Here is a 23185-nt window from a genome sequence, read left to right as displayed (position 1 = left end):
CCCATGTAGTTTACCAATCCCAAGGACAGCGCTCATGCCCATAAAACTTCCCTCTTCCCTGCCTGCCTTTGACGTGCTCTCGCGCGAAGGCGTGCAGGTGATGGGCGAAAGCGCCGCCGCCCGTCAGGACATCCGCCCGCTTCGCATCGCGCTATTGAACCTGATGCCCAAGAAGATCCAGACTGAGAACCAGTTCGCCCGGCTGATCGGGGCCACGCCCTTGCAGATCGAGTTCAGCCTAATTCGTATGACCGAGCATCAGACCAAGAACACCGCTGCCGAGCATATGGCCGAGTTCTATCGCCCGTTCTCCGAGGTGAAAGAGACAGGTGAGAAATTCGACGGCCTGATCATAACCGGTGCGCCGATCGAACATCTGCCGTTCGAAGAGGTCACTTATTGGGATGAAATGCGCGCGGTTTTCGACTGGACCCAGACCAATGTCCATTCCACATTCGGCGTTTGCTGGGGTGGCATGGCGATGATCAATTATTTCTACGGTGTTGCGAAACACATGCTGCCGCACAAGGCGTTCGGTTGTTTTCGCCATCACAACATGGCGCCGTCCTCAAGATTCCTGCGCGGCTTTTCCGACAGTTTCGTGATCCCAGTCAGCCGCTGGACCGAAGTCCGCCAGGATGAAATCGACGCCGTGCCCGAGCTTTCCACCCTTTTGGGCAGTGACGAGGTCGGCCCCTGTCTCTTGCGCGACCGCAAGCACCGCGCGCTCTATATCTTCAACCATTTCGAGTATGACAGCGACACGCTCAAACAGGAATACGACCGCGACGTCGAAGCCGGGTCCGAAATCATCCTGCCGGTCAACTATTTCCCCAAGGACGACCCCAGCCTGACCCCGCAGAACCGCTGGCGCAGCCACGCTCATCTGCTCTATGGCAACTGGATTTCCGAGATCTACGAAACCACACCATTCGACATCTCGAAAATCGGCCTCGAGAGCACCGACTTGCGCGGCTAGACATGGCGTTGGGATGGGCCATCGCTGGTCTGGGGCTTGTCGGGGCAATGGGCTATGTCCGCCACTGCGCATGGCGGCACGAGGCTCGCGCCGATGCCGCCTACCCGCCAGAGGGACAGATCATCGACGTCGATGGACACGCGGTCCACGTGGTGGTCATGGGGCCAACGGATGCGCCCGACCTGGTGCTGATCCACGGCTCTTCGGGCAATACCCGCGATTTCACTCATGCGCTCGCCCCTGCACTTGCCATGCATTACCGGGTGTATGTTATCGACCGCCCCGGCCTGGGCTATACCGAACGGATCAACCGGCGCGGGGCTTCGCTGCGCGAGCAGGCCGAATTGCTGTCGGCTACCGCCCGACAACTGGGGGCGCATCGCCCCATTGTGCTTGGCCAATCCTATGGCGGCGCCGTGGCGCTGGCCTGGGCGGTACACAATCCCAACGACATCTCTGCTCTGGTACTTCTGTCGGCTGCGTCGCAACCCTGGACCACCGGGCTGGGCTGGTACTACACCCTTCTGTCCAACCGCCTACTCGGTCCGGTGATCATCCCGCTTTTGACCGCCTTTGTGCATGACGAACGGGTTGAGCGCGAACTCGAAGCGATCTTTGCCCCACAATCGCCGCCATCCGGGTATCAGGACCACATCGGTGCGGGGTTGACCTTGCGCCGCGCTTCACTGCGTGCCAATGCCCTGCAACGCGCCAACCTTCTGAGCGAGATCACCGCGCTGCACCCGCTGTATCCGGACATCGCGATACCGGTGGAAAGCCTGCATGGCACCGCCGACACCACCGTTGGGCTGCGCGTCCACGCCGAACCGCTGGCGGACCAGATCGAAAGCAACCGGCTCACGCTGCTCGAAGGTGTCGGCCACATGCCGCATCACACCTCACGGCCCGAAGTCATCGCGGCAGTACATCGCGTCGCGGACCGCGCTGGATTACCGTCCAGCCTTTTGCCCACGGATGAAATCAGTTAAACCTTTTAACATCAATGGCCCGCAAGGAGGCACATATGAGCAGCGACAAACCGTTCGACGGCGCCATCAGCGCCTTTTACGAAAATGATGCACCAGACGTGGTGCGTAACGCGATACGCCGCGCCGACAAGGGCGATATCCTCGACCCTGCCTTTCCTCATTCGGAAAAGATTCCGCGCAAGGCCTATGAAAAGGACATGGCCGCGCTACAGATCGAACTGGTCAAGCTGCAGGCCTGGGCCCGCGAAACCGGTGCCCGCATCGCCGTGGTATTCGAGGGCCGTGACGCCGCTGGCAAGGGCGGCACGATCAAACGTTTCCGCGAAAACCTCAATCCCCGTGGCGCCCGCGTGGTGGCGCTTTCAAAACCCACCGAGAAGGAACAGACCGAGTGGTACTTCCAGCGCTATATCGATCACCTTCCCTCAGGCGGCGAGATCGCATTTTTTGACCGCTCCTGGTACAATCGTGGCGTTGTGGAAAAGGTCTTTGGCTTCTGCACTGACGACCAGCGCGAGCATTTCTTCAACCAGGTGAATGATTTCGAACGGATGCTGGTGGATGAAGGCATTCACCTGTTCAAGTTCTGGCTCAATGTCGGTCAGGCCGAACAGTTGAATCGCTTTCTCAAACGCGAAAACGATCCGCTGAAGCAGTGGAAGCTCAGCTGGATCGACGTCGAAGGGCTTAAGAAATGGGACGACTATACCGCCGCCATCAGCGAGACGCTGGAACGGTCCCATTCGGACACCGCCCCGTGGACAGTAGTGCGTTCCGATGACAAACGCCGGGCGCGGCTGGCGGCGATCCGTCACGTGCTCTCGGGTATTGGCTATGATCGCAAGATCGACAAATCGATCGGCCCCTCTGACGGGGCAATCTGTGGCGGCCCGGATATCTGGAATGCCTAAGAAACGCGGTTATCACCACGGCAACCTGAAACAGGCCCTGGTCGACGCGGCGCTGATGCTGATCGAGGCCAAGGGCCCGACCGGTTTCACCCTGTCGGAGGCGGCAAAACAGGCGGGTGTAACCCCTGCTGCGGTTTATCGTCATTTCGAGGGCCGCGAAGACCTTATCGCCGAAGCGGCCCGCCAAGGATACGAGATATTCGCCGATGTAATGCAATTCGCCTATGATAAGGGCCAACCCTCGGCCCTTGCGGCATTCGAGTCCACGGGGCGCGCTTACCTGGCCTTTGCCCGTAAGTATCCGGGCCACTATATCGCCATGTTCGAGAGCGGCATTTCGGTCAACCGCACCCCGGACCTGGCCGCCGTGTCGTCGCGGGCGCGCAACGTGATGGAACGCGCTGCGGACGAGCTGAGCCAGCATATCCCACCGGAAAAACGCCCTCCGCCCAGCATGTTTTCGGCCCATATCTGGGCGATGAGCCACGGCGTTGTCGAACTCTTTGCGCGTAACTCCCCCGGCACCCAAAGCCCTTTCCCGCCCGAAGATCTACTGGAAACCGGAATCGGCATTTATCTGCGCGGTCTCGGGTTGATCGCACCAGACTCATAAGCGCGCCGGGACATTCATCCGCGCGCTTTAAGATTGTTTGTCGGAGACAAAACCTACTGAATACTGTGATTTATATTGAACAGGATCGCCTGCAACCGGCTGCCGTCGATATCGAACTTTGGCCCCACCGGAACCGCATCCAGGTTCAACCTTCTAAGCCAGCGAGGATAGATGCTTGGAACGATGCCAATGATGCTGTTCGCTCCCTGTTTACGTGCCGTATCCACCATCTGATTGATCAAGGCACGTTGAATCAGCGGTCGGCGATCGGCGCTTACTGTATCGGAGATGAAAACGCGGGTCGCTTCCCAAACTGTCGCGTCCACCGGAGCGTCGAAGAACAGAACGTCATTTGGGATGTTTTCAAGCAAGCCAAGCTGGGCATCGCGGAGCATGTAGCTGTGTAGCCCGACCCGTGCCGTTGTCGGACTGAGACGGATCCCGGCAAGTATTTCCCCATACTCATGCACGGCCACCAACCGGCAAAATGGGTTGTCATACTGGTCGAATTCCATGTCGTCAGCAGTCGGCAGGTTCCAACCGAGCTGGTCGACGAAAACCCTCTTCCTTTCCCGCATGAAATTCACATATAGATCGCCGAACTCGTGCACAGATGCGAGCGACATAGCTGTCGTTTTGAGCGAGCGGATCTTTGCTGCATCTGCAGATGTAGTTATTCTTCCTGTTTTCGACGGCTTACTGGCAACGTTTCCCCGCGCTGTCAATCGTGTCCCAATCGGTGACAGCTCCGGGAAGACAATACTCGCACCCGGTCCCGGCGAAGGGAGTCGTTGCTGCTTCATGGCCTACTCAAGATTTATTACGTCGTTTGTTAATAAATCGCGAACAATCGGCCATACTGTCCACGTAATTTTGCCTTCATTGAGTCACAATCTACAGATGATTCAACGACCGTCTCAAATTCGCAACACTTCCTCAATTGCCACGCCCCAGATGACGCCAATAAGCGTCTCACACAGGGAGCAACCGGAGACAAATCAATGAATCCGTTGAACATTTTAGAAGGGGATTATTGTTTGGATTTGTGTCGGGCAGATAACACTGCGCAACCCGAGAGCCAGCTGCAGGATTTACTCTGCCACTGCAGCAACGATGGCGGCGTCTCGCTGGGGTTGAATCCACTTTCGATGCGGCGACTTTGAATCATAGATATCAAACTCAACATAAAAAATCGTTCCATCGCCGAGTTGGCTGATGTAATCGATTACTCCGCCGTGACGTTCGACAATCTGTTTGCTGATACTCATTCCCAGGCCGGACCCGCCAATCTCGCGCTGATCAGATGAATCGACCTGGGTAAAGTGACCAAAAACCTTTTCCTTGGAGTTTTCCGGGATTCCGATACCGTGATCTTCGACGCAAACACGTACACGCCCGTCCGCAACCTCAGCCCAGACATCGACACGGCCGCCAGGATTGGAGAATTTGACCGCATTTGAGATCAGGTTCGTCAAAACCTGGATCAGCCGCCGTTCAAGCCCAAGCACTGACACATCGTGTTGTGCGCCCCCAAGGTACAGCGCTACATCGTGCTTGGCGGCGAAGGCTTGGTTGATTTCAACCACTTCCTGCAACAGCGCTTCCATAGGAACCTTCACGAATTCCTCGCAGTCGATATTGGTTTCCATCTTCTGCACGTCGAGCACGTCATTGATCAGTTCTTCCAGCCGCGCGCTGTTGCGGCCAGCGATCTGCAAGAGGTTTTGACAGGCCTCTGGAACTTCGCCCATTGCGCCGGAATTGATCAAATCCAGCGAGCCCTTGATCGAGGTCAAAGGCGTACGCAGCTCGTGGCTGACTGTTGATACGAACCGTGACTTAACCTTGTATGCTTCCTTGGTTTTTTTGTTTTCGTATTGAATTTGGCGCAGGTTTTGAAGGTTCTTGTGATACATCCCCAGGAAAACCCTGCTGATATCCAGGATGAAGTACATGACGAACATTACAGTGAAAAAGTTCAACCAAATCGGGTCGTTTATGGGCGGAACATACCGGATTACGTCGATCATCGCCACCGCCACAAAGGAAATGCCGTAAATGATCTCTCGGACAATCAGCGCTGCAAAGATCTGGTGATTGTTCATCGCCGCAAAGAGCGCTGCGGCAAACAGGAAAAACAGTGGGGGGAAATGCCCTATGTCTTCTTGCAACAGCGCGAAATTCAGAACGAAGTTGCTTATCGCCAGCGCGCTTAAAGTGGTGCTTGCCATGATAAACCAAAACGCACGTCTGAAATCAGGTTGCGCGCCCGTTCGCCACGATCCGACGTGCAAAGCGATCCGGTGATCGAAGAACTCGGTCGCAATCACTGACAAGTAGCAGAGCACTGCAATCTTGGCGTCAAGATATAGCACCGTAAGCGCGAAAACAGCTAGGAAGATGCCCTGTCGTTGCCAGAACAGACCACGGATTGCCTTGACGTAGTCTTCGAATTCTTCTCGACGTGCCGTCAACAAGCGCCGCTTCAGATTGTAATGGATCATGGTCAACCTCCCCTGGGATGGGCGGTAGGTATGCGCGGACCGATCAGGAGCCGCGCAGCACCGATGAGAGGATATCGCGGTAGGCCCGGGTTTCACGCGCCTTGGTTTTGACGGTGTGGATGCGCTTGTGCATCGCCTCCTCGCTTGGATCGCAGGCCGCTACCGGGTGGGTGTCCACTTGGGAATCCACTTTGCTGATCGCATCGTCCATCAGGTTGCCAGCCGAAGCCCGGCTGTTCTGCTTGAGCTGTGCATGGGCGCTGACCACAATCTTGGGCCTTGTTTTCCGCTCAGTCCACGGGCGGACCTGGGCATTCAGGATGTGCTCGATCGCCGTCGTCTCGGACAGGCGGTTGCCATATTCAACACAAAGGAAAATACCGCGACCGCGATACGAGAGGAGACTGCCCGTCTTTTCCGTCATCTGCGATAGCAGATTGGCTACATCTTCCAGGCAGGCGGTGAATTCTTCACTATTCAGTGCCCTGTGCAGGTAATACCCGTTCGATACCTTGACCGCAAAGGCGCTGGTATGGGGTGCGCGTGACCCGGCCATCTGGCGCACATAGTTATCGAACCGCTCGGTCTCAAGGAACCGATCGACACCGTCAAACTCGATCTTGGTTTCAAAACGCAGGCGCGGCTCGTGTTTGCGTCCGGCCAGCGGTGCCAGCTCGCCCTCGGTCGGAGCCTTGACCGTCTTGTCGCGGTAAGCTGCAAACGCCTTATCCAGTCGGCTGCTCAGATCGTCGAAATCAAACGGCTTGGTAACGTAATCTGTCGCCCCGGCCAGAAAGGCCTTGTCGACATAGTCCATCTGCGACATCGCCGTCAGCATGATGATTGGCACGAACCGATAGCCAAGGGTTTCGCGAATAGCCGCGCAAACGTCGACGCCGTTCATCTCAGGCATCTGGATGTCCAGCAGGATCAGGTCAAACATCGGCCGGTCGTCGCCCAGCATCGCCAGAGCCTCACGCCCTGAGCGCGCTGTTTCGACCTCGTAACCGCCGAGCGCAACCAAAGCGGTCCTCAGAAGCTCGAGGATACTGGGTTCGTCATCAACGACGAGAACTCGGTTTTTCTTTTCCATCATTGCCTACCCAACAAGGTTTATTTTTATCGCGGGAGGAAACCAATTACATACATACCTGCTACTCAACTCATCGTTTAGCTGAGCTTTGTGGCGAAAAAATGCGCGGAAAACGGCTTTTGTTAACACCGCGGAACCAGTGATGTTCAAATGTGCGATCAATGCCCTGAACGAAAAAGGGCCGCCCCAGCGGGCAGCCCTTTGACAAATTCGTATGTAGCCTGATTTAGCGCTTCGAGAACTGGAAGCTCTTACGGGCCTTGGCCTTACCGTATTTCTTCCGTTCCACAACCCGGCTGTCGCGGGTCAGGAAGCCAGCGGCTTTCAGAGCGCCACGCAGGCTGGGATCGTAAAGCTGCAACGCTTTCGAGATGCCGTGCTTGACCGCACCGGCTTGGCCCGACAGACCGCCGCCTTTGACCGTAGCCATAACGTCGAACTGATCGGCGACGCCGGCCACGTCGAACGGCTGACGCAGAACCATCTGCAGCACCGGACGGGCGAAATAGGTGTTCATCTCGCGGCCGTTGACCACAACCTTGCCGGAACCGGGCTTGATCCAGACACGGGCGACCGCGTCCTTCCGCTTGCCGGTGGCATAGGAACGGCCCAGCTCGTCGCGCTGGGGCTCACGGTCGATAGTAACTTCTGCGACGGGGGCTTCGGTGCCTTCGGCAACTTGGCCCAGCTCTTCGAGCGAGTTCACTTGATCGGTCATCTGGCTCAGCTCCGCGTGTTTTTCTTGTTCATGGATTTCACATCCAGCACTTCAGGGTTTTGCGCCTCGTGCGGATGGTCGGTACCGGCGTAGACACGCAGGTTGGTCATCTGGGTCCGCGACAGCTTGCCACCGGGCAGCATGCGTTTTACGGCCATGGTAACCAGACGCTCGGGGTACTTGCCTTCGAGGATCTGACCTGCTGAACGGCTCTTGATGCCGCCCGGGTAACCGGTGTGCCAGTAATGGATCTTGTCCGAGCGTTTCTTGCCGGTCATCTGCACCTTGTCGGCGTTGATGATGATGACATTATCACCCATGTCCATATGCGGGGTGAAGCTTGCTTTGTGTTTGCCACGCAGGCGCATGGCGACGATCGACGCAAGACGGCCCAGCACGACGCCTTCGGCGTCGATGATGATCCATTTCTTGTCGATATCTGCAGGTGTCGCAGAGAAGGTTTTCATGGTCGAAACCCCTGAAATCGATGGTTGCGTTTGTCCGCTTTCGCGGGATGGGCGGGTTATATAGGGTGCAAGCCCACAGTCAAGCGCGCAAGCTCACAATAAATGTAGCAAAATCAATATCTTAAAAATATGGTATTATTTTACCCCACTTCTCACGCCCTATTTTCCCGCCACATGATCAATACCCCGGCCCCAACGATCAACAACACCCCCGGGAACAGCGTGTCCACCGGAGCCTCGCCAAAGATCAGCCAGCCGAAACTGAATGCACTCAGGATCGCAAAATACCCGAATGGTGCCAACAACGATGGCGCCGCCATGCGATACGCCAGCATCATCAACAGCACACCAACGCCACCGATTACCCCCATCAGAAAGATCAGGCCGCCATCAAGCCAGCTTTGTATCGCGCTGAATTCAGTCAGGAACGCCGCCATCACCACGGCGCCAACCGCCGCAGCGACGCTGGCATAAAGGTAAAGCAGCCCGTTCGACACCTCGGAACCGAACAATCGAACCGTCACCATCGGAAAGGCATAGCAGATCGCCGCCCCAACCGGCAGCAGCGCCGCCAGCGAAAACGCATCCGACCCGGGCCGCAGAATCCACACCACACCAACAAACCCGATCACCAGGGCCCCGACACGCCAGGGCCCCACACGTTCACCCAGGATCGCCACCGACAAGATGACCACGAACAACGAATAGGTCTGCCCCAGCGTCGCGACCGTGGCCAGTTCCAACCGGGCAAGGGCCGCATAGAAACACAGCTGCGCCAGGGCCACGGAAAGCCCCCTCGCCACCGCCAACGGCCATTTCTCGATCCGCAAGGAAGATCCCCGGAACCGCAACTCTCCGGTCCATATGAGCAATCCAAGGCTCGGCACGATTCCCAGCACGTTACGATAGGCTGACAATTCCGGTGCGGCATACCGTGGTGAAAGAAGTTTCACCAGAATGCTCATCATGTCGAAACACAGCATCGCGCTGAACAACAAGAGCACGGCCCTAATCGCCGTTGCCCGGCCCGTATGAAATGATTGATGCGCGCTCATGCCCCATCAACACCGCATTCGCGCGCCACAGCAACCCGCCTTAGTACAACCGACGTGACGGAACACCTGCACGAGCCTTCATTTGACGGAAAATACCTCGGCGCGCGCGCCATACCTTTAGTGCACAACGGGCCATCGGCTAGCGCCTTGCTTCTTCCCTTTCAACTCACCGCGGCGGGATAGAATAGGTCATGTTGGCCCGCGCCACAGGCTGGTCGCCGCCTTCCGAGTAGATCAGGATCTCGGCCACCGCCAAAACCCGTCCCAGCTTCAACAACCGGCATTTGCCAATCAAATCTCGGCCAGCTTCGGGCTTGCGCATGAAATCCAGCCCGCACGAGGTGGTCACTGCCAAAGCTTGTCTTCCGATCATCGCCAGCACGATCGCATATGCCGAACAATCGGCCAGTGCGAACATGCTCGGCCCCGACACGGTGCCGCCGGGGCGCAGGTGCCGCTCGGCCACCTTTAGGCGCAAATCGACCTCCATCTCGGCCAACCGGTCGACGGCAAAATCATCGATCACCTGCGGAAAAACCTCGTCCAGATAAGCCATCAGTTCCACGGCATTCATTTTCAGCGGCATGAACTTCCCTCTTCGCGTGTTGCCGCCTAAGGTGTCGGCAAATTCACAGGAGAACAAGATGGCTTTGCTGGAACGTCACGACAAAAACGCCGTCACGCATCTGCGGCTCAACGATCCCGGCAAGCTGAACGCGCTCAGCGACGAGATGCTGGCTGCGCTGCAGGCCGAATTCAACGCGCTAAAAGAGGATCGCGACACCCGCGCCGTTGTGATCTCGGGCGAAGGCAAAGCGTTCTGCGCCGGGCATGACCTGAAACAGATGCAGGCCGGGCGCCAGGCTGAAGATGGCGGCAAGGCCTATTTCAAGGACTTGTTCGACCGCTGCGCAACCATGATGCAGACCATTCGCACCCTGCCCCAGCCGGTCATCGCGATGCCCCATGGCATCGCTACCGCGGCCGGTTGCCAGCTGGTGGCGTCCTGCGACATGGCCGTGGCCGCCGAAGGTACCCGTTTCGGCGTCAACGGCGTCAATATCGGCCTCTTCTGTTCGACCCCGATGGTGGCCCTGTCCCGCAACGTGCCCGCCAAACAGGCCTTTGAAATGCTCACCACCGGCGAGTTCATCGACGCCACCCGTGCACGTGAAATCGGGTTGATCAACCGCATTGCTGCGATCAAAAACCTTGAGGAGGAAACCATGCAACTGGCCGACACCGTGGCGCGCAAACTTTCGGCCGCCGTCAAGATCGGCAAACAGGCCTTTTATGACCAGATCACCATGCCGCTCGACCAGGCTTATGCTTATACCGGAGACGTGATGGTCGAGAACATGCTCTGGCGCGACACGGACGAAGGCATCTCGGCCTTTATCGAGAAACGCCCGCCGGACTGGCAGCAATGACACCAAACCGCCGAACCATGCAATGACGCTGTTCGGTTTTTCCCTCGTCCTCTTCGCGGCAGTCTGCCATGCCAGCTGGAACTTCCTGGTCAAACGGATCGAGGCCGGGCCGGAACTGGTGTTCCTGTTTTCGGCCATGTCGACGCTGGTCTACCTGCCGCTGGCGCTCTGGTATGGCCGTGACATCATTGGGTTCGAGCCGATCCACTACCTGTTTCTGTTCGGCACGGTGATCCTGCACACCGGCTATTTCGTCCAGTTGCAGACCGGTTATCGCCATGGCGATCTCTCGCTTGTTTACCCGACAGCCCGTTCCACCGGGCCTTTGCTGTCAGTCAGCTTTGCGGTTCTGGTGCTGGGCGAACAGGCTTCTGTGCAGGCGATTGCGGGCGGCGTTCTGATCGTCTTTGGCGTGCTGATGCTGGGCGGTGGGCTCAAGGCGCGTAGGGGCGACGGCACGTTGAAATCGCTGGGCTTCGGCCTGACTGTGGGCTGTTTCATAGGTGCGTACACTGTGTGGGATGCCTATGCCGTGGCGCATCTCGCCATCGCGCCGGTTCTGATGGATTGGTTCTCCAACCTGGGCCGCACCATGATCATGACCCCGGTGGCCCTGAGACGCCGTGCCGCCCTACGCCTTTTGTGGAAAAACCACTGGCTTGAGGCGTTGCTGGTCGGGATCATCTCGCCGCTGGCTTACATCCTCGTGCTCTATGCCATGACCTTCACACCGGTGCTTTATGTTGCGCCCTTGCGCGAAACTTCGGTCCTCTTGGCCGTGCTGCTGGGTGCTATCGTCCTGAAAGAGGGCGACCTGAAACGCCGCCTGAAATGGGCCGTGGTCATCGTCACCGGCGTCACCCTTCTGGCAACCGGATGACAAGGGTTTTCGAAAACCCTTGGTCCAAGCGGCTTCGAAGCCGCTTACCACGCGATTTCGAAATCGCGTTTCCAAGGCCCTTCGAAGGGCCTTACTCTAGCCGCAACCCGTTGCACTCCGCCACATAAGGCAGGCGCGCCTGCGCCGCCTCAACCCGCGCCGGATCGATCTCGACGATCAGCGTCTCTTCCCCGGCCCCGGCCCGGGCCAGTTCTTGGCCATCGGGTGCTGCAACGAAGCTTTCCCCAAGGAAATCCAATCCGTTATCGACACCACAATGATTGGTGTAGGCCAGGTAAACCCCATTCTCATAGGCCCGCGACGGAACCATCGACCGCGAGACCCAACCCCATTGCGCCCCCAATGCCGTAGGCGCAAGGATCAAACCGGCCCCGAGACCGGCCACGTGACGTGCCGGCTCGACAAACTCTATGTCATAACAGATCAGCGAGGCCACCTTGAGCCCCATGAAATCAAACAGGGCGCATCCCTGCCCCGGCGTGTAATAGTCGCGCTCAATTCCCGGCGGGATCGCCAATTTGCGTTGCGACACCATTCGCACCCCGTCACGACCATAGCATTGCACGAGATTGTAGATCTTGTCCCCGTCCCGCTCGGCAAAGCCGCAATGCAGCGCAACGCCGCGATACCGCGCCATGTCGGCAAGTGTCTTGGCAATCGCGCCATTCGCCGGCTCGGCACGTTTGCGAACTTCGTCGCCAATGTTGTATCCGGTCGCGAAGAGTTCGGGACAGACCGCCAGATCGGCCTTGCCCATTAGTCCCGCCAGCGCCTCATCCAGCCACGCGAGCCGCGCCGCAACATCCGGCAGGTTGCCGGGGGCCTGCAAAACCGCCAGCCGGAAACTCATCCACACACCATGATTTCACGTGGGTAATTGGTCAGAAAGTCGAACCCGTCCTCGGTCACGACAATCGAGTCGCCAATCCGCCCCGCCGTCTGCCCGTCAACCGAGATCCCGCCATCCACGGCAAAAGTCATACCCGGCTGCAGGATCGTCGTATCGCCGTCCTTCAACTCCGGTGCCTCAAGATAAGCCACGCCGATGGACCGCCCGGTGCGATAGCCGGTCTCATAGCCGCGTTCGGCATACACCACGTTCGCCGCCTCGGCCACGCTTTCGGCCGTCACCCCCGGTTTGATCGCCGCCAGCGCCGCCGCCTGCGCATCCATTGCCGCCTGCTGCACGCGGGCATCTGCGTCGCTGACCACTCCCACATGGAACATCCGGTCAAAGCCCAGCTTGTATTGCTTGAACTGCGCCATGTTGCAGAAACAGAAATAGACCGGATCGCCCCGCTCATAAGCTTTCACGCTGGCACGGCGATGCACCATCGAGGTGTCCCTACCACTTTGAACAATCTGCAAATTGTGGATCATCGGACTGACAAACCGCTCCCAGCCCTTGGCAGTCAGGAACCCCGCCGCCGCACGTGTGCCCGCATCAATCACCGCCAGCGCGCTTTCCCATTCCTGCGCCCCCTCGGCCAGAGATTCATGCGCCGCCTTCATCATCGCCCCGGCGATCTGTCCGGCCTCGCGCATCACCGTGATCTCCAGCGGAGATTTGATCGTCCGCTGCGCGCCAAGCACTGGGCCAATATCCTTTAGCGGCACACCGGGATAACGCTCGTCCAGCATGTTGCGCACGATGGCGGGGATCGACCCCGCCTCGATCCAGATCTCGCCCGGCGTATCTCCCAGCACCTCGCCCAACACCCGCGCCCAGCTGCGTTGCCCGAAATCCTCCCAGACACGCACATCTTCGACCCAGGTCATGGCGCCGACCATCTCGCTTTCCATCAAGGGCGTGATCACCACCGGATCGCTGTCCCGCTCGACCACCAGCATGGTGGGACGCCCGAATTCGATCCCCAGATAGCCCCAGAACCCCGCCAGGTAGGCAATCGAAGATTCGTCGGTGAACACCGCCCGTTCGATCCCCTTTTCTTCCATTTTGTCGCGCAACACCTGCGTCCGTTGCCGTGCCTCGTCCAGCATCATCTCTCTCCCTAGGATCCCTTTGGCCCACTCTTTCCCGGGAATCCGGCAACAAACCGCCAGTCACCGACAGGATTGTTCCGATCGCGGCACCAAACCACGGATCGTTTCCAAAACGCTGCCCGATTTTTTCCACATTTGCCATTGTTTGGTCACATTCTCCGCTGCTAAGCATAGGCGTATCAAGGCCTTTTCCTGGCTTTCCATCACACCCAAGCGGGTCACCGTCGGCGTTCAGTCTCTCCAGGCCACACTCTCTCTGGCTGCCGAATTTCCAAACCCGGTGACCCGCTCGGACGCCTTCTCTGAACTTCTTTCGCCCATGCCCTGCACTTCAAGGTGACCATGTCGCATTTGCGGCACCAGGAGACCGGCAAGGCCCTTCCCAAACCAGCCGCGTTATCTTAAACGCCCCCCATGGAAACGCTTCACATCATCGGCGGCGGTCTGGCCGGGTCTGAAGCCGCCTGGCAGGCGGCTGAGCAGGGTATCGACGTGGTCATTCACGAGATGCGCCCCAAAGTCGAAACCTTTGCCCATACCAGCGGCAACCTGGCCGAGATGGTCTGTTCCAATTCCTTCCGTTCCGACGACAGCGAACAGAACGCCGTTGGCCTGTTGCATTGGGAAATGCGCGCCGCCGGGGGGCTGATCATGGAAATGGCCGACGCCCATCGTCTGCCAGCCGGTGGGGCGCTCGCCGTCGACCGCGAGGCGTTTTCCCAAGCCGTCACCGACCGCCTCACCGCACATCCCCGCATCTGCGTGGAACATGGCGAGATTGCCGACCTGCCCGAATCCGGCATTTGGATCATCGCCACTGGCCCGTTAACCTCGACGGCGCTAGGTGCTGCGATCCAGCAGGAAACCGGTGCCGAACGGCTCGCCTTTTTCGACGCCATCGCCCCCATCGTCTATGCCGATAGCATCAACATGGACGTGGCCTGGCGACAATCACGCTATGACAAGGGAGACACCGAGGAAGAGCGCAAGGCCTACCTCAACTGCCCGATGACGCGCGACCAGTACGAGGCTTTTATCGACGCGCTTTTGGCCGCCGACAAGACCGAGTTTCACGAAGGCGAAACCGCCAGCTATTTCGACGGTTGCCTTCCGATCGAGGTCATGGCTGAGCGCGGTCGCGAAACCCTTCGCCACGGTCCCATGAAACCTGTTGGTCTGACCAATACGCACAAACCGGAGGAAAAGGCGTATGCCGTAGTGCAGCTGCGCCGCGATAACGCGCTGGGCACGCTTTACAACATCGTCGGCTTCCAGACCAAGATGAAATACGGCGCGCAACAGGATGTTTTCAAAACAATTCCCGGCCTGGAGGATGCCTCATTCGCCCGCCTCGGTGGCATTCACCGCAACACCTTCATCAACTCGCCGACGCTGCTGGACGACCAGATGCGCCTGAAGTCGCGCCCCAACATTCGCTTTGCCGGCCAGATCACCGGGGTTGAAGGCTATGTGGAATCCGCCGCCATGGGTTTGCTTGCAGGTCGCATGGCCGCCGCCCAGATCAAGGGAGGCCACTTGCCACCGCCGGATCCCGAAACCGCCACCGGAGCATTGATCACGCACATCACCGGTGGTGCCGAGGCCAAGACCTTCCAGCCGATGAACGTCAATTTCGGCCTGTTCCCGCCGGTCACTGGGATCAAGGGCGGTCGCAAACGTCGCCCTGAGCGTTACAAGGCCTATACCGATCGCGCCAAGGCTTCGTTTCAGACCTGGCTGGACTCACAAACTATATGAACTTCACCCTGCAACCCAATGTAAACACGTGACTTTCAAAACCCGCTTTGCCCCATCTCCGACCGGTCCCCTGCATCTGGGTCACGCCTATTCCGGGCTGCTCGCCCATGATCTGGCGGGCGCTGTCGGTGGCGAATGCCTGCTCCGGATCGACGATATCGACGCCAGCCGCGCTCGCGCTGAGTGGGACGCGCAGCTTCAGGATGACCTCGCCTGGATTGGCATGTCCTGGCCTACGCCGGTCCGCCGCCAATCTGATCACTTGCAGGCCTACAATGCTGCCCTGCACCATCTCTGGACCCGTGGGTTGCTCTATCCCTGTACTTGCACACGCCGCGACATTGCCGGTGCCGCCAATGCCCCGCAGGAAGGCGCCCAGTTCGGTCCCGACGGGATTATCTATCCCGGCACCTGCCGCCCAGCGGTCCCACCGGGTGGCGACATGCCCCAATCTGCCCTGCGCCTCGACATGGCCCGCGCCCTTGGCACGCTCTACGCTCAGGCCATGCGCCCGCCACTCGGTTTCATCGAGGAAGGCTCAGGCCCGGACGGCCAAACCGGCTTTATCGCACTTGATCCCAACCACCTGATCAACAACGTCGGCGATGTTGTGCTGGCGCGCGTCGGGATGGGCGGGTCCTATCACCTCTCGGTGGTGATCGACGACGCGGTTCAGGGCATCACCCATGTGGTGCGCGGTGAGGACCTGTTCGCGGCTACCGCGATCCACGTGGTGCTGCAACGCCTGCTGCAGTTGCCCACGCCGATCTACCATCACCACCGTCTGATCCGTGACGAGGCTGGAAAACGCCTTGCCAAGCGTGACGATGCCCGCGCCATCGCCACCTATCGCGAGGCCGGGAAATCGCCGTCAGACATCCGCAAAATGGTCGGGCTCTAATCCTCGAGCGCCCGCCAGGGTTTGGGCATCCAAACCCATTGCCCTCCGACATAAACCAACCCGTCATAGGCCATGCCCAGCGTCTCGCCTGGTTTCACGAACTTGAACCGCACGATCGGCACATCGGCCTTGATAAAGGGTAGAACTTTCTTGTAACCACCTGGAAATTCGCCCAATTCCGGCGCACCCTGCTTCAAGGCCCCCGTCGTAGCATAAGTCATCAAGAGGTCGGTCTGCCCCAGCTTGGGGGCGATCTTCACATCCGGCGTCAGTGCCGCGTCATACATCTCCATCATCCGGGTCGCCAGCGGCTCGCCGTAAACCTGCCTCACCAATTCGCTGCGCGGCAACAGGTTACGGGTCATGCGAGCCAGATCGTTGCCGGGCTTGAGAAACTCTTCCAGCATGGCCCTTGCATCGGCTTCGGTGCCCTTGCCCTGATCTGCCCCGGCGCGGCTGATCTTGACCAGGTCCAGCAGTGATTTGTCGCTCCGCTCAATACAAGCCTCGGTCAGGTTCTTGAGGATGATCTTGTTGTTTTCAATCGTCACCGGCCGGATCGCGCCGTTCTGTGAGGCCAAATAGCCAAACACCCAGGCGGCGATCATGAACTGATCGGTGGTTCCTCCGGTGTTGGACAGGATCTGGACGCAGGGTTTTGACGGATCGAACCCGTTGATACTGTCCGCCTGCGCCGCCTGCGCTCCAAAGGAACAGCTCAACAGTGCTGCGTAACAAATTGTTTTCATGTCATTTCCGATAATCTGTGCCAAACGCCTCACCAGCCTAGCACAGCTTGTCGAAAAGGCGAATTACTCTTCGGGGGCCATGATCTCGACCTCTTCGCCGCCTCGGACCGCGGTATAGAAACAGCTACGCCGGTTGGTGTGGCAAGCCGGTCCGGTCTGGCGAACCAGCGCCAAGAGGCAATCTCGGTCGCAATCATAGCGCAGCTCTACCAGTTCCTGCACGTGGCCGCTGTTTTCGCCCTTGACCCAGAAGGATTGCCGCGACCGCGACCAGTAAGTCACCTTGCCACTGTCCAGTGTGCGGCGCACGGCCTGCGCATTCATCCAGGCCAACATCAGAACCTCGCCCGTGTTGGCATCCTGCGCAATCGCCGGGATCAGCCCCTGATCGTTGTAGTTCAAGGAATTTTCATCGAATGGCATCACCAGCCCCCTTTGCAACCGCGCATTTGCCCTCTAAAGCGTTTCAGGATTAAGGTGAAGGGCAAGCTGTTTTCAATGCCCCTTTTCCAAACACGGCCCTGGGGATCCCATCATGAGCGACACCGACCTGATCAAGCTCTACTCTGCCCGCATTCTGGCGTTGGCGGCGGATATTCCCCATCTGGAACGGTTGGACGCGCCCGATGCCACGGTGAAGCGCCGCGCGCCGCTTTGCGGATCTACCGTCACCGTTGATATCAAGCTCACCGATGGCCGGATCAGCGCCTACGGCCAAGACGTCAAGGCCTGCGCGCTGGGCCAGGCCGCTGCCAGTGTGGTCGGCAGCCATATCATCGGTTGTACCCGTGACCAGATCGAGGCGGCCCGCGACGCGCTTCTGGCGATGCTGAAGTCCGACGGGCCGACGCCGCCCGCCCCATTTGACGGGCTGGAAGTGCTGCGCCCGGCGCGTGACTACAAGAACCGTCATGCGTCGATCATGCTGACGCTCGAAGCAACGCTTGAGGCCATCGATTCCGCCACCAAGACCGCCTGCGCCTGAGACCGGCCACGCGCCCGCGCGAGCGGGTCTTGCGTGATCACACGATCACGCTTGCCCAAAAAAAACCGCCGCTGCCGGGGAAAACCGGAGCGACGGCAAGGTGCGTGATCCGCTTAGACCCTCGTCAAATCCGGGGCGGATAAGGCAGACCCCTTAAGGGTTGAACAGGCAGTGTTCTCGTGCAGCGCTTCGAGTTGGGACAGAGACGCGCCGCTGGGGACAAGAGTGCCGGATCACGTGGCAGAAAACTTTGAAATACGTCAGACAACCCCCGGCAGGTGGAGACCGGCGAGCAAAAGAACCATCAGCGCAACGGCACCAATCGCATCCTGCCAGATCGTTTCACGGCTCGAATGAAGCGTTTGTTTGATCTGGTTCAGCATGTTGGGCTCTCCTGCGCTCGGGTTATCTTTGTTGCCTCTTTGTTCTCATTTTCTTAACTTGCTGTAAAGAACTTTTTGAGAACATTTGTGAACTTTTTGCGATCTAAAGTGCTAACCCACTGAAATCAAACGGATCGCCTGATCCTGCTCCATCAGCCACAAAAGCACCCGCGCCGCCTGTCCGCGTTCCGTTTCCAGCGTCGGGTCATCCGCCATCAGCTTGCGCGCATCCGATTGCGCCACGGCCAGGAGCGCCGTCTGTCGCTCCAGATCCGCGACCCGGAACTTCGGCAGTCCCGATTGCGCCGTCCCGATCAAATCACCGGCCCCGCGCATTTCCAAGTCGACCTCGGCAATGCGGAACCCGTCATCGGTATCTCTGAGCGTGGTCAAGCGCCGCTCGCCGCTCTCGCTCAGCGGTGCCTGGTACATCAACATGCAGGACGACGCGTCCGAGCCACGCCCCACGCGACCGCGCAACTGGTGCAACTGTGCCAGACCGAAAATCTCGGCCCGCTCGATCACCATGATCGTGGCGTTGGGCACGTCGACCCCAACCTCAATCACTGTGGTGGCCACGAGCACACTGGTTTCGCCGCGCTGAAACGCCCCCATGGCGGCATCCTTCTCGGCCGGCGGCATCTGCCCATGCACCAGCCCAACCCTGTCATCGCCAAGCGCCGCACGCAGCCGTTTGAACCGCTCCTCGGCGGCGGTGTAATCGACACTCTCGCTCTCGTCGACCAGCGGACAGACCCAATAGGCCTGTTTGCCCGCCGCCACGGCGCGACGCAGGTGGTCGACCACCTCATCCATACGCCCGGTGCTGACCATCGCCGTCTTGATCGGCTGTCGTCCGGGCGGTTTCTCGTCCAGAACCGAGACATCCATGTCACCATATTGCGCCAAGGCCAGAGACCGCGGGATCGGGGTTGCCGTCATTACCAGGACATCCGCCGCCGCACCCTTCTTGCCCAGCTCCAGCCGCTGGCGCACCCCGAACCTGTGTTGTTCATCGACAATCGCCAGTCGCAGATCGGCAAATTCCACGTCCTTCTGGAACACCGCATGGGTGCCAACCAGGATATGAATGTCGCCGTTCTCCAGCGCCGCTAGCTTGGCCTTGCGCTCGGCCCCCTTGTCGCGCCCGGTCAGGATTTCCACCACCACGCCGGCGCTTTCGGCCAGAGGTCGCAACCCGTCCATATGCTGGCGCGCCAGGATTTCCGTGGGGGCCATCATCACCCCCTGCCCGCCCGCCTCGACCGCCACCAGAAGCGCCATGAAAGCGACCAGCGTCTTGCCCGCGCCAACATCACCCTGTAACAAACGGTTCATCCGCTGCGGCTTGCCCATGTCCTCGGCAATCTCGTTGATCGCCCGTTGCTGCGCCCCGGTGGGGCGATAGGGCAACGCCTCCAACACCTTGGCCTGCAAAACCCCGTTGCCATGGCTTTCGCGCCCCTTGGCCTTGCGCAATTGCGACCGCGCCAGGGCCAGTGTCAGCTGATGCGCCAAGAGTTCGTCATAGGCCAGCCGCTCGCGCACCGGATGGGTATCGGCCAGATCCCCGATGGTTTCCGGGGCATGCGCGGCCTCTACCGCAGTGTGCCAATCGGGCCAGCCCGCATGGGCCTTTTGCAATGGGTCAATCCATTCGGCAAGTTCCGGCGCCCGCGCCACAGCCGAGCGCGCCGCCTTCATCATCGTCTTCTGCGTCACCCCCGAAGTCAGCGGATAGACCGGCTCAAAATCGGGGATATCACCGGCCTCTTCCGGCGGCAGCATGTGGTCAGGATGGACCATCTGGGCAATCCCGTCGAACAGTTCGACCTTGCCCGAGACCACCCGGCGCGCACCCGTGGGCAGCATCCGGCGCAGGTATTCGTCACGGGCATGGAAAAACACCAGTTGGAACGTGGTCTTGGCATCCTCGACATTCACCCGATAAGCCCCGCCGCGCCGCGTCGCATGGCGATGCTGCCCCACCGTGACTTCTACCGTCACTACCCCGGGCAGCTCGGCCCCCTGCACGCTGTCGCGCTTACGCCGGTCGATCCCGGAATAGGGCAGCGTAAACAGCACATCGCGCGGCTTCTCGATGTCGATCTGGGCCAAATGCTGGGCAATCTTCTTGCCCACGCCGTCCAGCGTTTCGATATCCGCAAACAGCGGGAAAAGAGGTTCCGGCCGACCCGTCATAACCCTTCGATCATCTCCAGCCAGCCGTCTTCGTCAATCATTTCGACGCCCAGCTCTACCGCCTTTTTGGCCTTGGACCCCGCCCCCGGCCCAGCCACTACAAGGTCGGTTTTCTTCGACACCGAGCCCGAGACCTTGGCCCCCAGGGCCTCGGCCCGCGCCTTGGCCTCGGCCCGGGTCATCTTTTCCAGCGTCCCGGTAAAGACCACCGTCTTGCCCGCCACCGGGCTGTCCGTGGCGCGCTCTTCCGGCGGGATCGGGGTCAGATGCGCCACCAGCGTGTCGATTGCCCGGCGTTCCTCGGCGTTGGCAAAGGCATCCGACAGCGACAGCGCCATCACCGGGCCGATGCCATCGGTGCCGACCAGGTCATTCCACGCCGCCTGTGCCGCAACAGGCACCTCCAGCCCGGCCATCGCGGCCTCGCGCGCATCGGCAATCTTGGCCCGGCGGCCTTCCCGTTTCGCGGCAATCCGCTCGGCCTCGGCCGCACTGTCCGCGGCATGCTCGGCCACGGCCGCTGGGCGCGCCACATCCAATGCCTGCGCCATCACACCCCACTCACCGTAGTGCCGCGCCAGATCGGCAGCGGCCACCTCACCCACATGGCGGATACCAAGGCCGAAAATCAGCCGCGCCAACGGAATGTCGCGTTTCTCCTCAATCGCGCGGAACAGGTTCGCCGCAGATGTGTCGCCCCAGCCGTCGCGGTTCTTCAACCGGGCCAGATTGCCTTCATCCCGCTCTTGCAGCGTGAAAATATCCGCTGGTTCCCGGATCGGCAGAACCTCGTCACCATAAAACATCTCGATTTGCTTGGCACCCAAACCATCGATGTCCAGCGCCTTGCGTGACACGAAATGTTTTAATTTTTCAACAGCTTGTGCCGGACAGATCATCCCACCGGTGCAGCGCCGCACCGCATCCCCCTCTTCTCGCACTGCCTCTGATCCGCATTCTGGGCAAAGATGTGGAAACACATAGCGCTCTGCGTCCTCCGGGCGCTTGCTCAAATCAACATCGGCAACTTTCGGGATCACATCGCCGGCACGGTAAACCTGTACCCAGTCACCGACACGGATATCCTTGCCGCCGCGTATTTCCTCGCCATTGGAATCGAACCCGGCAATGTAATCCTCATTGTGAAGCGTCGCGTTACTGACCACCACGCCCCCCACCGTCACCGGTGCCAGCCGCGCAACCGGGCTGAGCGCTCCTGTGCGTCCGACCTGAATGTCGATCCCATCGAGCCGGGTCCAGGCCAGCTCGGCCGGGAACTTGTGGGCAATCGCCCAACGCGGTGTGGTTGACCGGAACCCCAACCGGTGCTGCAGCCCCAGATCATCCACCTTGTAGACCACCCCGTCGATGTCGTAGCCAAGCGTCGCGCGCTGCGCCTCGATCTCGCGATAATGGGCGATCATATCATCGGGGCTATGGCACAGCCGGGTCAGCGGGTTGACCTGGAAGCCTAGCCCACGCAACCGCTCAATCGCTCCCATCTGGGTCTCGGCCAGCGGTTCCGATATCGCGCCCCAGGCATAGGCAAAGAACCTCAAGGGCCGGTCGCGGGTGATGCTGGCATCAAGCTGGCGTAGCGACCCGGCGGCAGCGTTGCGCGGATTTGCGAAGGTTTTGCCACCGCGCTCTTCGTGCCGCGCGTTCAGCGCCGCAAAATCGGCATGGCTCATATAAACTTCGCCCCGCACTTCCAGAAGCTCAGGAGCACCCTCCAACACCTGTGGAATATCGGCGATCTCACGGGCATTGGCGGTAACGTTTTCACCTGTCTCGCCATCGCCACGCGTCGCCGCACTGACCAAGTTGCCGTTTTCATAGCGCAGGCTCAGGCTCAACCCGTCGATCTTGGGTTCAGCACTATAGGACAGCGCCGCGTCGCGCCCCAGATAGCGACGTATGCTTTCATCGAACTCACGCACGTCCTGATCATCAAAGGCGTTCGAAAGGGACAGCATGCGCACTGCATGCGTGATCTTAGAAAACCCCTGTGCCGGGGTGGCGCCCACTTGCTCGCTTGGACTGTCGGCACGTTTCAGATCGCGAAACCGCGCCTCGATTTCAGCATTGCGTCGCTTCAGCGCGTCAAACTCAGCGTCACTGATCTCGGGCGCATCATGGGTGTGATAGGCCGTGTTGGCCCGGGCGATCGCCTCGGACAACCGTTCCAGCTCGGCCCTGGCCTCTGCCTCAGTCAGCTCCACCACGTTCTTGTCATGCGCCATCGGCGTTGCGCCCCCGTCCCTGTTCCTGCCGCCTGCTCCCTCCAGAGGCGCACGCCCAAACAATTCCCTGCGCCACATAGCTTGGAACGCGACGAGTCAGGCGGTCGCGACATTTGTCTTCAAGGGATAGCACGCAACGCGCCGAGGTCCAGCCCGACTAGACCCTGGAGGGACGATCGAAGCGTCGTTCCTCCGCGATCCGGGCGTTAGCCCCTCAATCACGCCGGCTTCGACGATCCGAAACGAGGAACGCCGCACGGTCCTGGGGGGATACCGTGCGGCGTAAGGCCCCGTGAGCGG

The 23185-nt window shown here is 59.7% G+C and carries 23 protein-coding genes; 9 read left to right on the top strand and 14 right to left on the bottom strand.

What is annotated here, in order from left to right; all coding sequences use genetic code 11:
- Positions 1 to 34: 34 nt before the first annotated feature.
- From metA to RXV86_RS05680, 4 genes are read left to right on the top strand one after another with little or no spacing between them, the layout of a single operon-like run.
- Positions 35 to 979, top strand: a complete 945-nt coding sequence (gene metA / locus RXV86_RS05695; protein ID WP_316298182.1) for a homoserine O-succinyltransferase — start codon at positions 35 to 37, stop codon at positions 977 to 979.
- Between the two features lie 2 nt (positions 980 to 981).
- A complete protein-coding gene (locus RXV86_RS05690; RefSeq protein ID WP_316298180.1) occupies positions 982 to 1968 on the top strand; it encodes an alpha/beta hydrolase in 987 nt (328 codons plus the stop codon).
- A 35-nt stretch (positions 1969 to 2003) separates the two neighbouring features.
- Positions 2004 to 2879, top strand: a complete 876-nt coding sequence (gene ppk2, locus RXV86_RS05685; protein ID WP_316298179.1) for a polyphosphate kinase 2 — start codon at positions 2004 to 2006, stop codon at positions 2877 to 2879.
- Complete coding sequence (locus tag RXV86_RS05680) at positions 2872 to 3492, top strand: TetR/AcrR family transcriptional regulator (RefSeq protein ID WP_316298177.1); 621 nt, start codon at positions 2872 to 2874, stop codon at positions 3490 to 3492. Before ppk2 ends, RXV86_RS05680 begins: the two co-directional genes overlap by 8 nt.
- Positions 3493 to 3545: 53 nt before the next feature.
- On the opposite strand, the gene RXV86_RS05675 is transcribed toward RXV86_RS05680, so the two are convergent.
- The 7 genes from RXV86_RS05675 to RXV86_RS05645 all read right to left on the bottom strand — a co-directional run bounded on the left by RXV86_RS05675 (position 3546) and on the right by RXV86_RS05645 (position 9915).
- Complete coding sequence (locus RXV86_RS05675; protein ID WP_316298176.1) at positions 3546 to 4295, bottom strand: acyl-homoserine-lactone synthase; 750 nt, start codon at positions 4293 to 4295, stop codon at positions 3546 to 3548.
- Positions 4296 to 4583: 288 nt separating this feature from the next.
- Positions 4584 to 5996 (bottom strand): HAMP domain-containing sensor histidine kinase, encoded by a 1413-nt coding sequence (locus RXV86_RS05670; RefSeq protein ID WP_316298174.1) that lies wholly within the window; start codon positions 5994 to 5996, stop codon positions 4584 to 4586.
- A gap of 43 nt (positions 5997 to 6039) precedes the next feature.
- Positions 6040 to 7089 (bottom strand): response regulator, encoded by a 1050-nt coding sequence (locus RXV86_RS05665; protein ID WP_316298173.1) that lies wholly within the window; start codon positions 7087 to 7089, stop codon positions 6040 to 6042.
- A 226-nt stretch (positions 7090 to 7315) separates the two neighbouring features.
- Positions 7316 to 7807: a 30S ribosomal protein S9 gene (gene rpsI / locus RXV86_RS05660; protein ID WP_316298172.1), complete on the bottom strand. Its 492-nt coding sequence runs from the start codon at positions 7805 to 7807 to the stop codon at positions 7316 to 7318.
- A gap of 5 nt (positions 7808 to 7812) precedes the next feature.
- Entirely contained in the window at positions 7813 to 8274 is a 462-nt protein-coding gene (rplM, locus tag RXV86_RS05655) for a 50S ribosomal protein L13 (RefSeq protein ID WP_316298170.1), read from the bottom strand.
- Positions 8275 to 8426: 152 nt separating this feature from the next.
- On the bottom strand, positions 8427 to 9329 hold the full coding sequence (locus RXV86_RS05650; protein WP_316298168.1) for a DMT family transporter: 903 nt from the start codon (positions 9327 to 9329) through the stop codon (positions 8427 to 8429).
- Between the two features lie 166 nt (positions 9330 to 9495).
- Positions 9496 to 9915 (bottom strand): PaaI family thioesterase, encoded by a 420-nt coding sequence (locus tag RXV86_RS05645; RefSeq protein ID WP_316298166.1) that lies wholly within the window; start codon positions 9913 to 9915, stop codon positions 9496 to 9498.
- On the opposite strand from RXV86_RS05645, the gene RXV86_RS05640 reads away from it, so the two are divergent.
- The gene (locus tag RXV86_RS05640; RefSeq protein ID WP_316298164.1) at positions 9914 to 10759 is read left to right on the top strand and encodes an enoyl-CoA hydratase; all 846 of its coding nucleotides are present in this window, start codon (positions 9914 to 9916) and stop codon (positions 10757 to 10759) included. The genes RXV86_RS05645 and RXV86_RS05640 overlap by 2 nt on opposite strands.
- Positions 10760 to 10781: 22 nt before the next feature.
- A complete protein-coding gene (locus RXV86_RS05635) occupies positions 10782 to 11639 on the top strand; it encodes a DMT family transporter (RefSeq protein ID WP_316298163.1) in 858 nt (285 codons plus the stop codon).
- Positions 11640 to 11730: 91 nt separating this feature from the next.
- Here the strand turns inward: RXV86_RS05635 and RXV86_RS05630 are convergent, their stop codons facing one another.
- Positions 11731 to 12510, bottom strand: coding sequence for a carbon-nitrogen hydrolase family protein (locus tag RXV86_RS05630; RefSeq protein WP_316298161.1), 780 nt, complete (start codon positions 12508 to 12510; stop codon positions 11731 to 11733).
- Complete coding sequence (locus tag RXV86_RS05625) at positions 12507 to 13661, bottom strand: Xaa-Pro peptidase family protein (protein WP_316298160.1); 1155 nt, start codon at positions 13659 to 13661, stop codon at positions 12507 to 12509. The genes RXV86_RS05630 and RXV86_RS05625 overlap by 4 nt, the downstream gene beginning before the upstream one ends.
- A 417-nt stretch (positions 13662 to 14078) precedes the next feature.
- Between RXV86_RS05625 and trmFO the strand changes: the two genes are divergently transcribed.
- Both trmFO and gluQRS read left to right on the top strand, forming a co-directional pair.
- Positions 14079 to 15422, top strand: a complete 1344-nt coding sequence (trmFO, locus tag RXV86_RS05620; protein ID WP_316298158.1) for a methylenetetrahydrofolate--tRNA-(uracil(54)-C(5))-methyltransferase (FADH(2)-oxidizing) TrmFO — start codon at positions 14079 to 14081, stop codon at positions 15420 to 15422.
- 28 nt (positions 15423 to 15450) lie between these two features.
- Positions 15451 to 16323 (top strand): tRNA glutamyl-Q(34) synthetase GluQRS, encoded by an 873-nt coding sequence (gene gluQRS / locus RXV86_RS05615; protein WP_316298157.1) that lies wholly within the window; start codon positions 15451 to 15453, stop codon positions 16321 to 16323.
- On the opposite strand, the gene RXV86_RS05610 is transcribed toward gluQRS, so the two are convergent.
- Together RXV86_RS05610 and hisI are read right to left on the bottom strand one after the other, a co-directional pair.
- A complete protein-coding gene (locus tag RXV86_RS05610; RefSeq protein ID WP_316298156.1) occupies positions 16320 to 17072 on the bottom strand; it encodes a hypothetical protein in 753 nt (250 codons plus the stop codon). The genes gluQRS and RXV86_RS05610 overlap by 4 nt on opposite strands.
- Positions 17073 to 17135: 63 nt before the next feature.
- Positions 17136 to 17495: a phosphoribosyl-AMP cyclohydrolase gene (hisI, locus tag RXV86_RS05605; RefSeq protein WP_316298155.1), complete on the bottom strand. Its 360-nt coding sequence runs from the start codon at positions 17493 to 17495 to the stop codon at positions 17136 to 17138.
- 109 nt (positions 17496 to 17604) lie between these two features.
- Here hisI and RXV86_RS05600 point away from each other — a divergent pair, with 109 nt between their 5' ends.
- On the top strand, positions 17605 to 18057 hold the full coding sequence (locus RXV86_RS05600) for an iron-sulfur cluster assembly scaffold protein (RefSeq protein ID WP_316298454.1): 453 nt from the start codon (positions 17605 to 17607) through the stop codon (positions 18055 to 18057).
- Between the two features lie 260 nt (positions 18058 to 18317).
- Here the strand turns inward: RXV86_RS05600 and RXV86_RS05595 are convergent, their stop codons facing one another.
- The 3 genes from RXV86_RS05595 to ligA form a co-directional block, all read right to left on the bottom strand.
- A complete protein-coding gene (locus RXV86_RS05595; RefSeq protein ID WP_316298153.1) occupies positions 18318 to 18440 on the bottom strand; it encodes a hypothetical protein in 123 nt (40 codons plus the stop codon).
- 111 nt (positions 18441 to 18551) lie between these two features.
- Entirely contained in the window at positions 18552 to 20642 is a 2091-nt protein-coding gene (gene recG, locus RXV86_RS05590; RefSeq protein WP_316298151.1) for an ATP-dependent DNA helicase RecG, read from the bottom strand.
- Positions 20639 to 22885 (bottom strand): NAD-dependent DNA ligase LigA, encoded by a 2247-nt coding sequence (ligA, locus tag RXV86_RS05585; RefSeq protein WP_316298149.1) that lies wholly within the window; start codon positions 22883 to 22885, stop codon positions 20639 to 20641. The genes recG and ligA overlap by 4 nt, the downstream gene beginning before the upstream one ends.
- Positions 22886 to 23185: the final 300 nt, after the last annotated feature.

The organism is Aliisedimentitalea sp. MJ-SS2, from assembly GCF_032586155.1.
Taxonomy (GTDB): Bacteria; Pseudomonadota; Alphaproteobacteria; order Rhodobacterales; family Rhodobacteraceae; genus JAWHTC01.
This window is presented reverse-complemented; position numbering and strand designations above follow the sequence as displayed.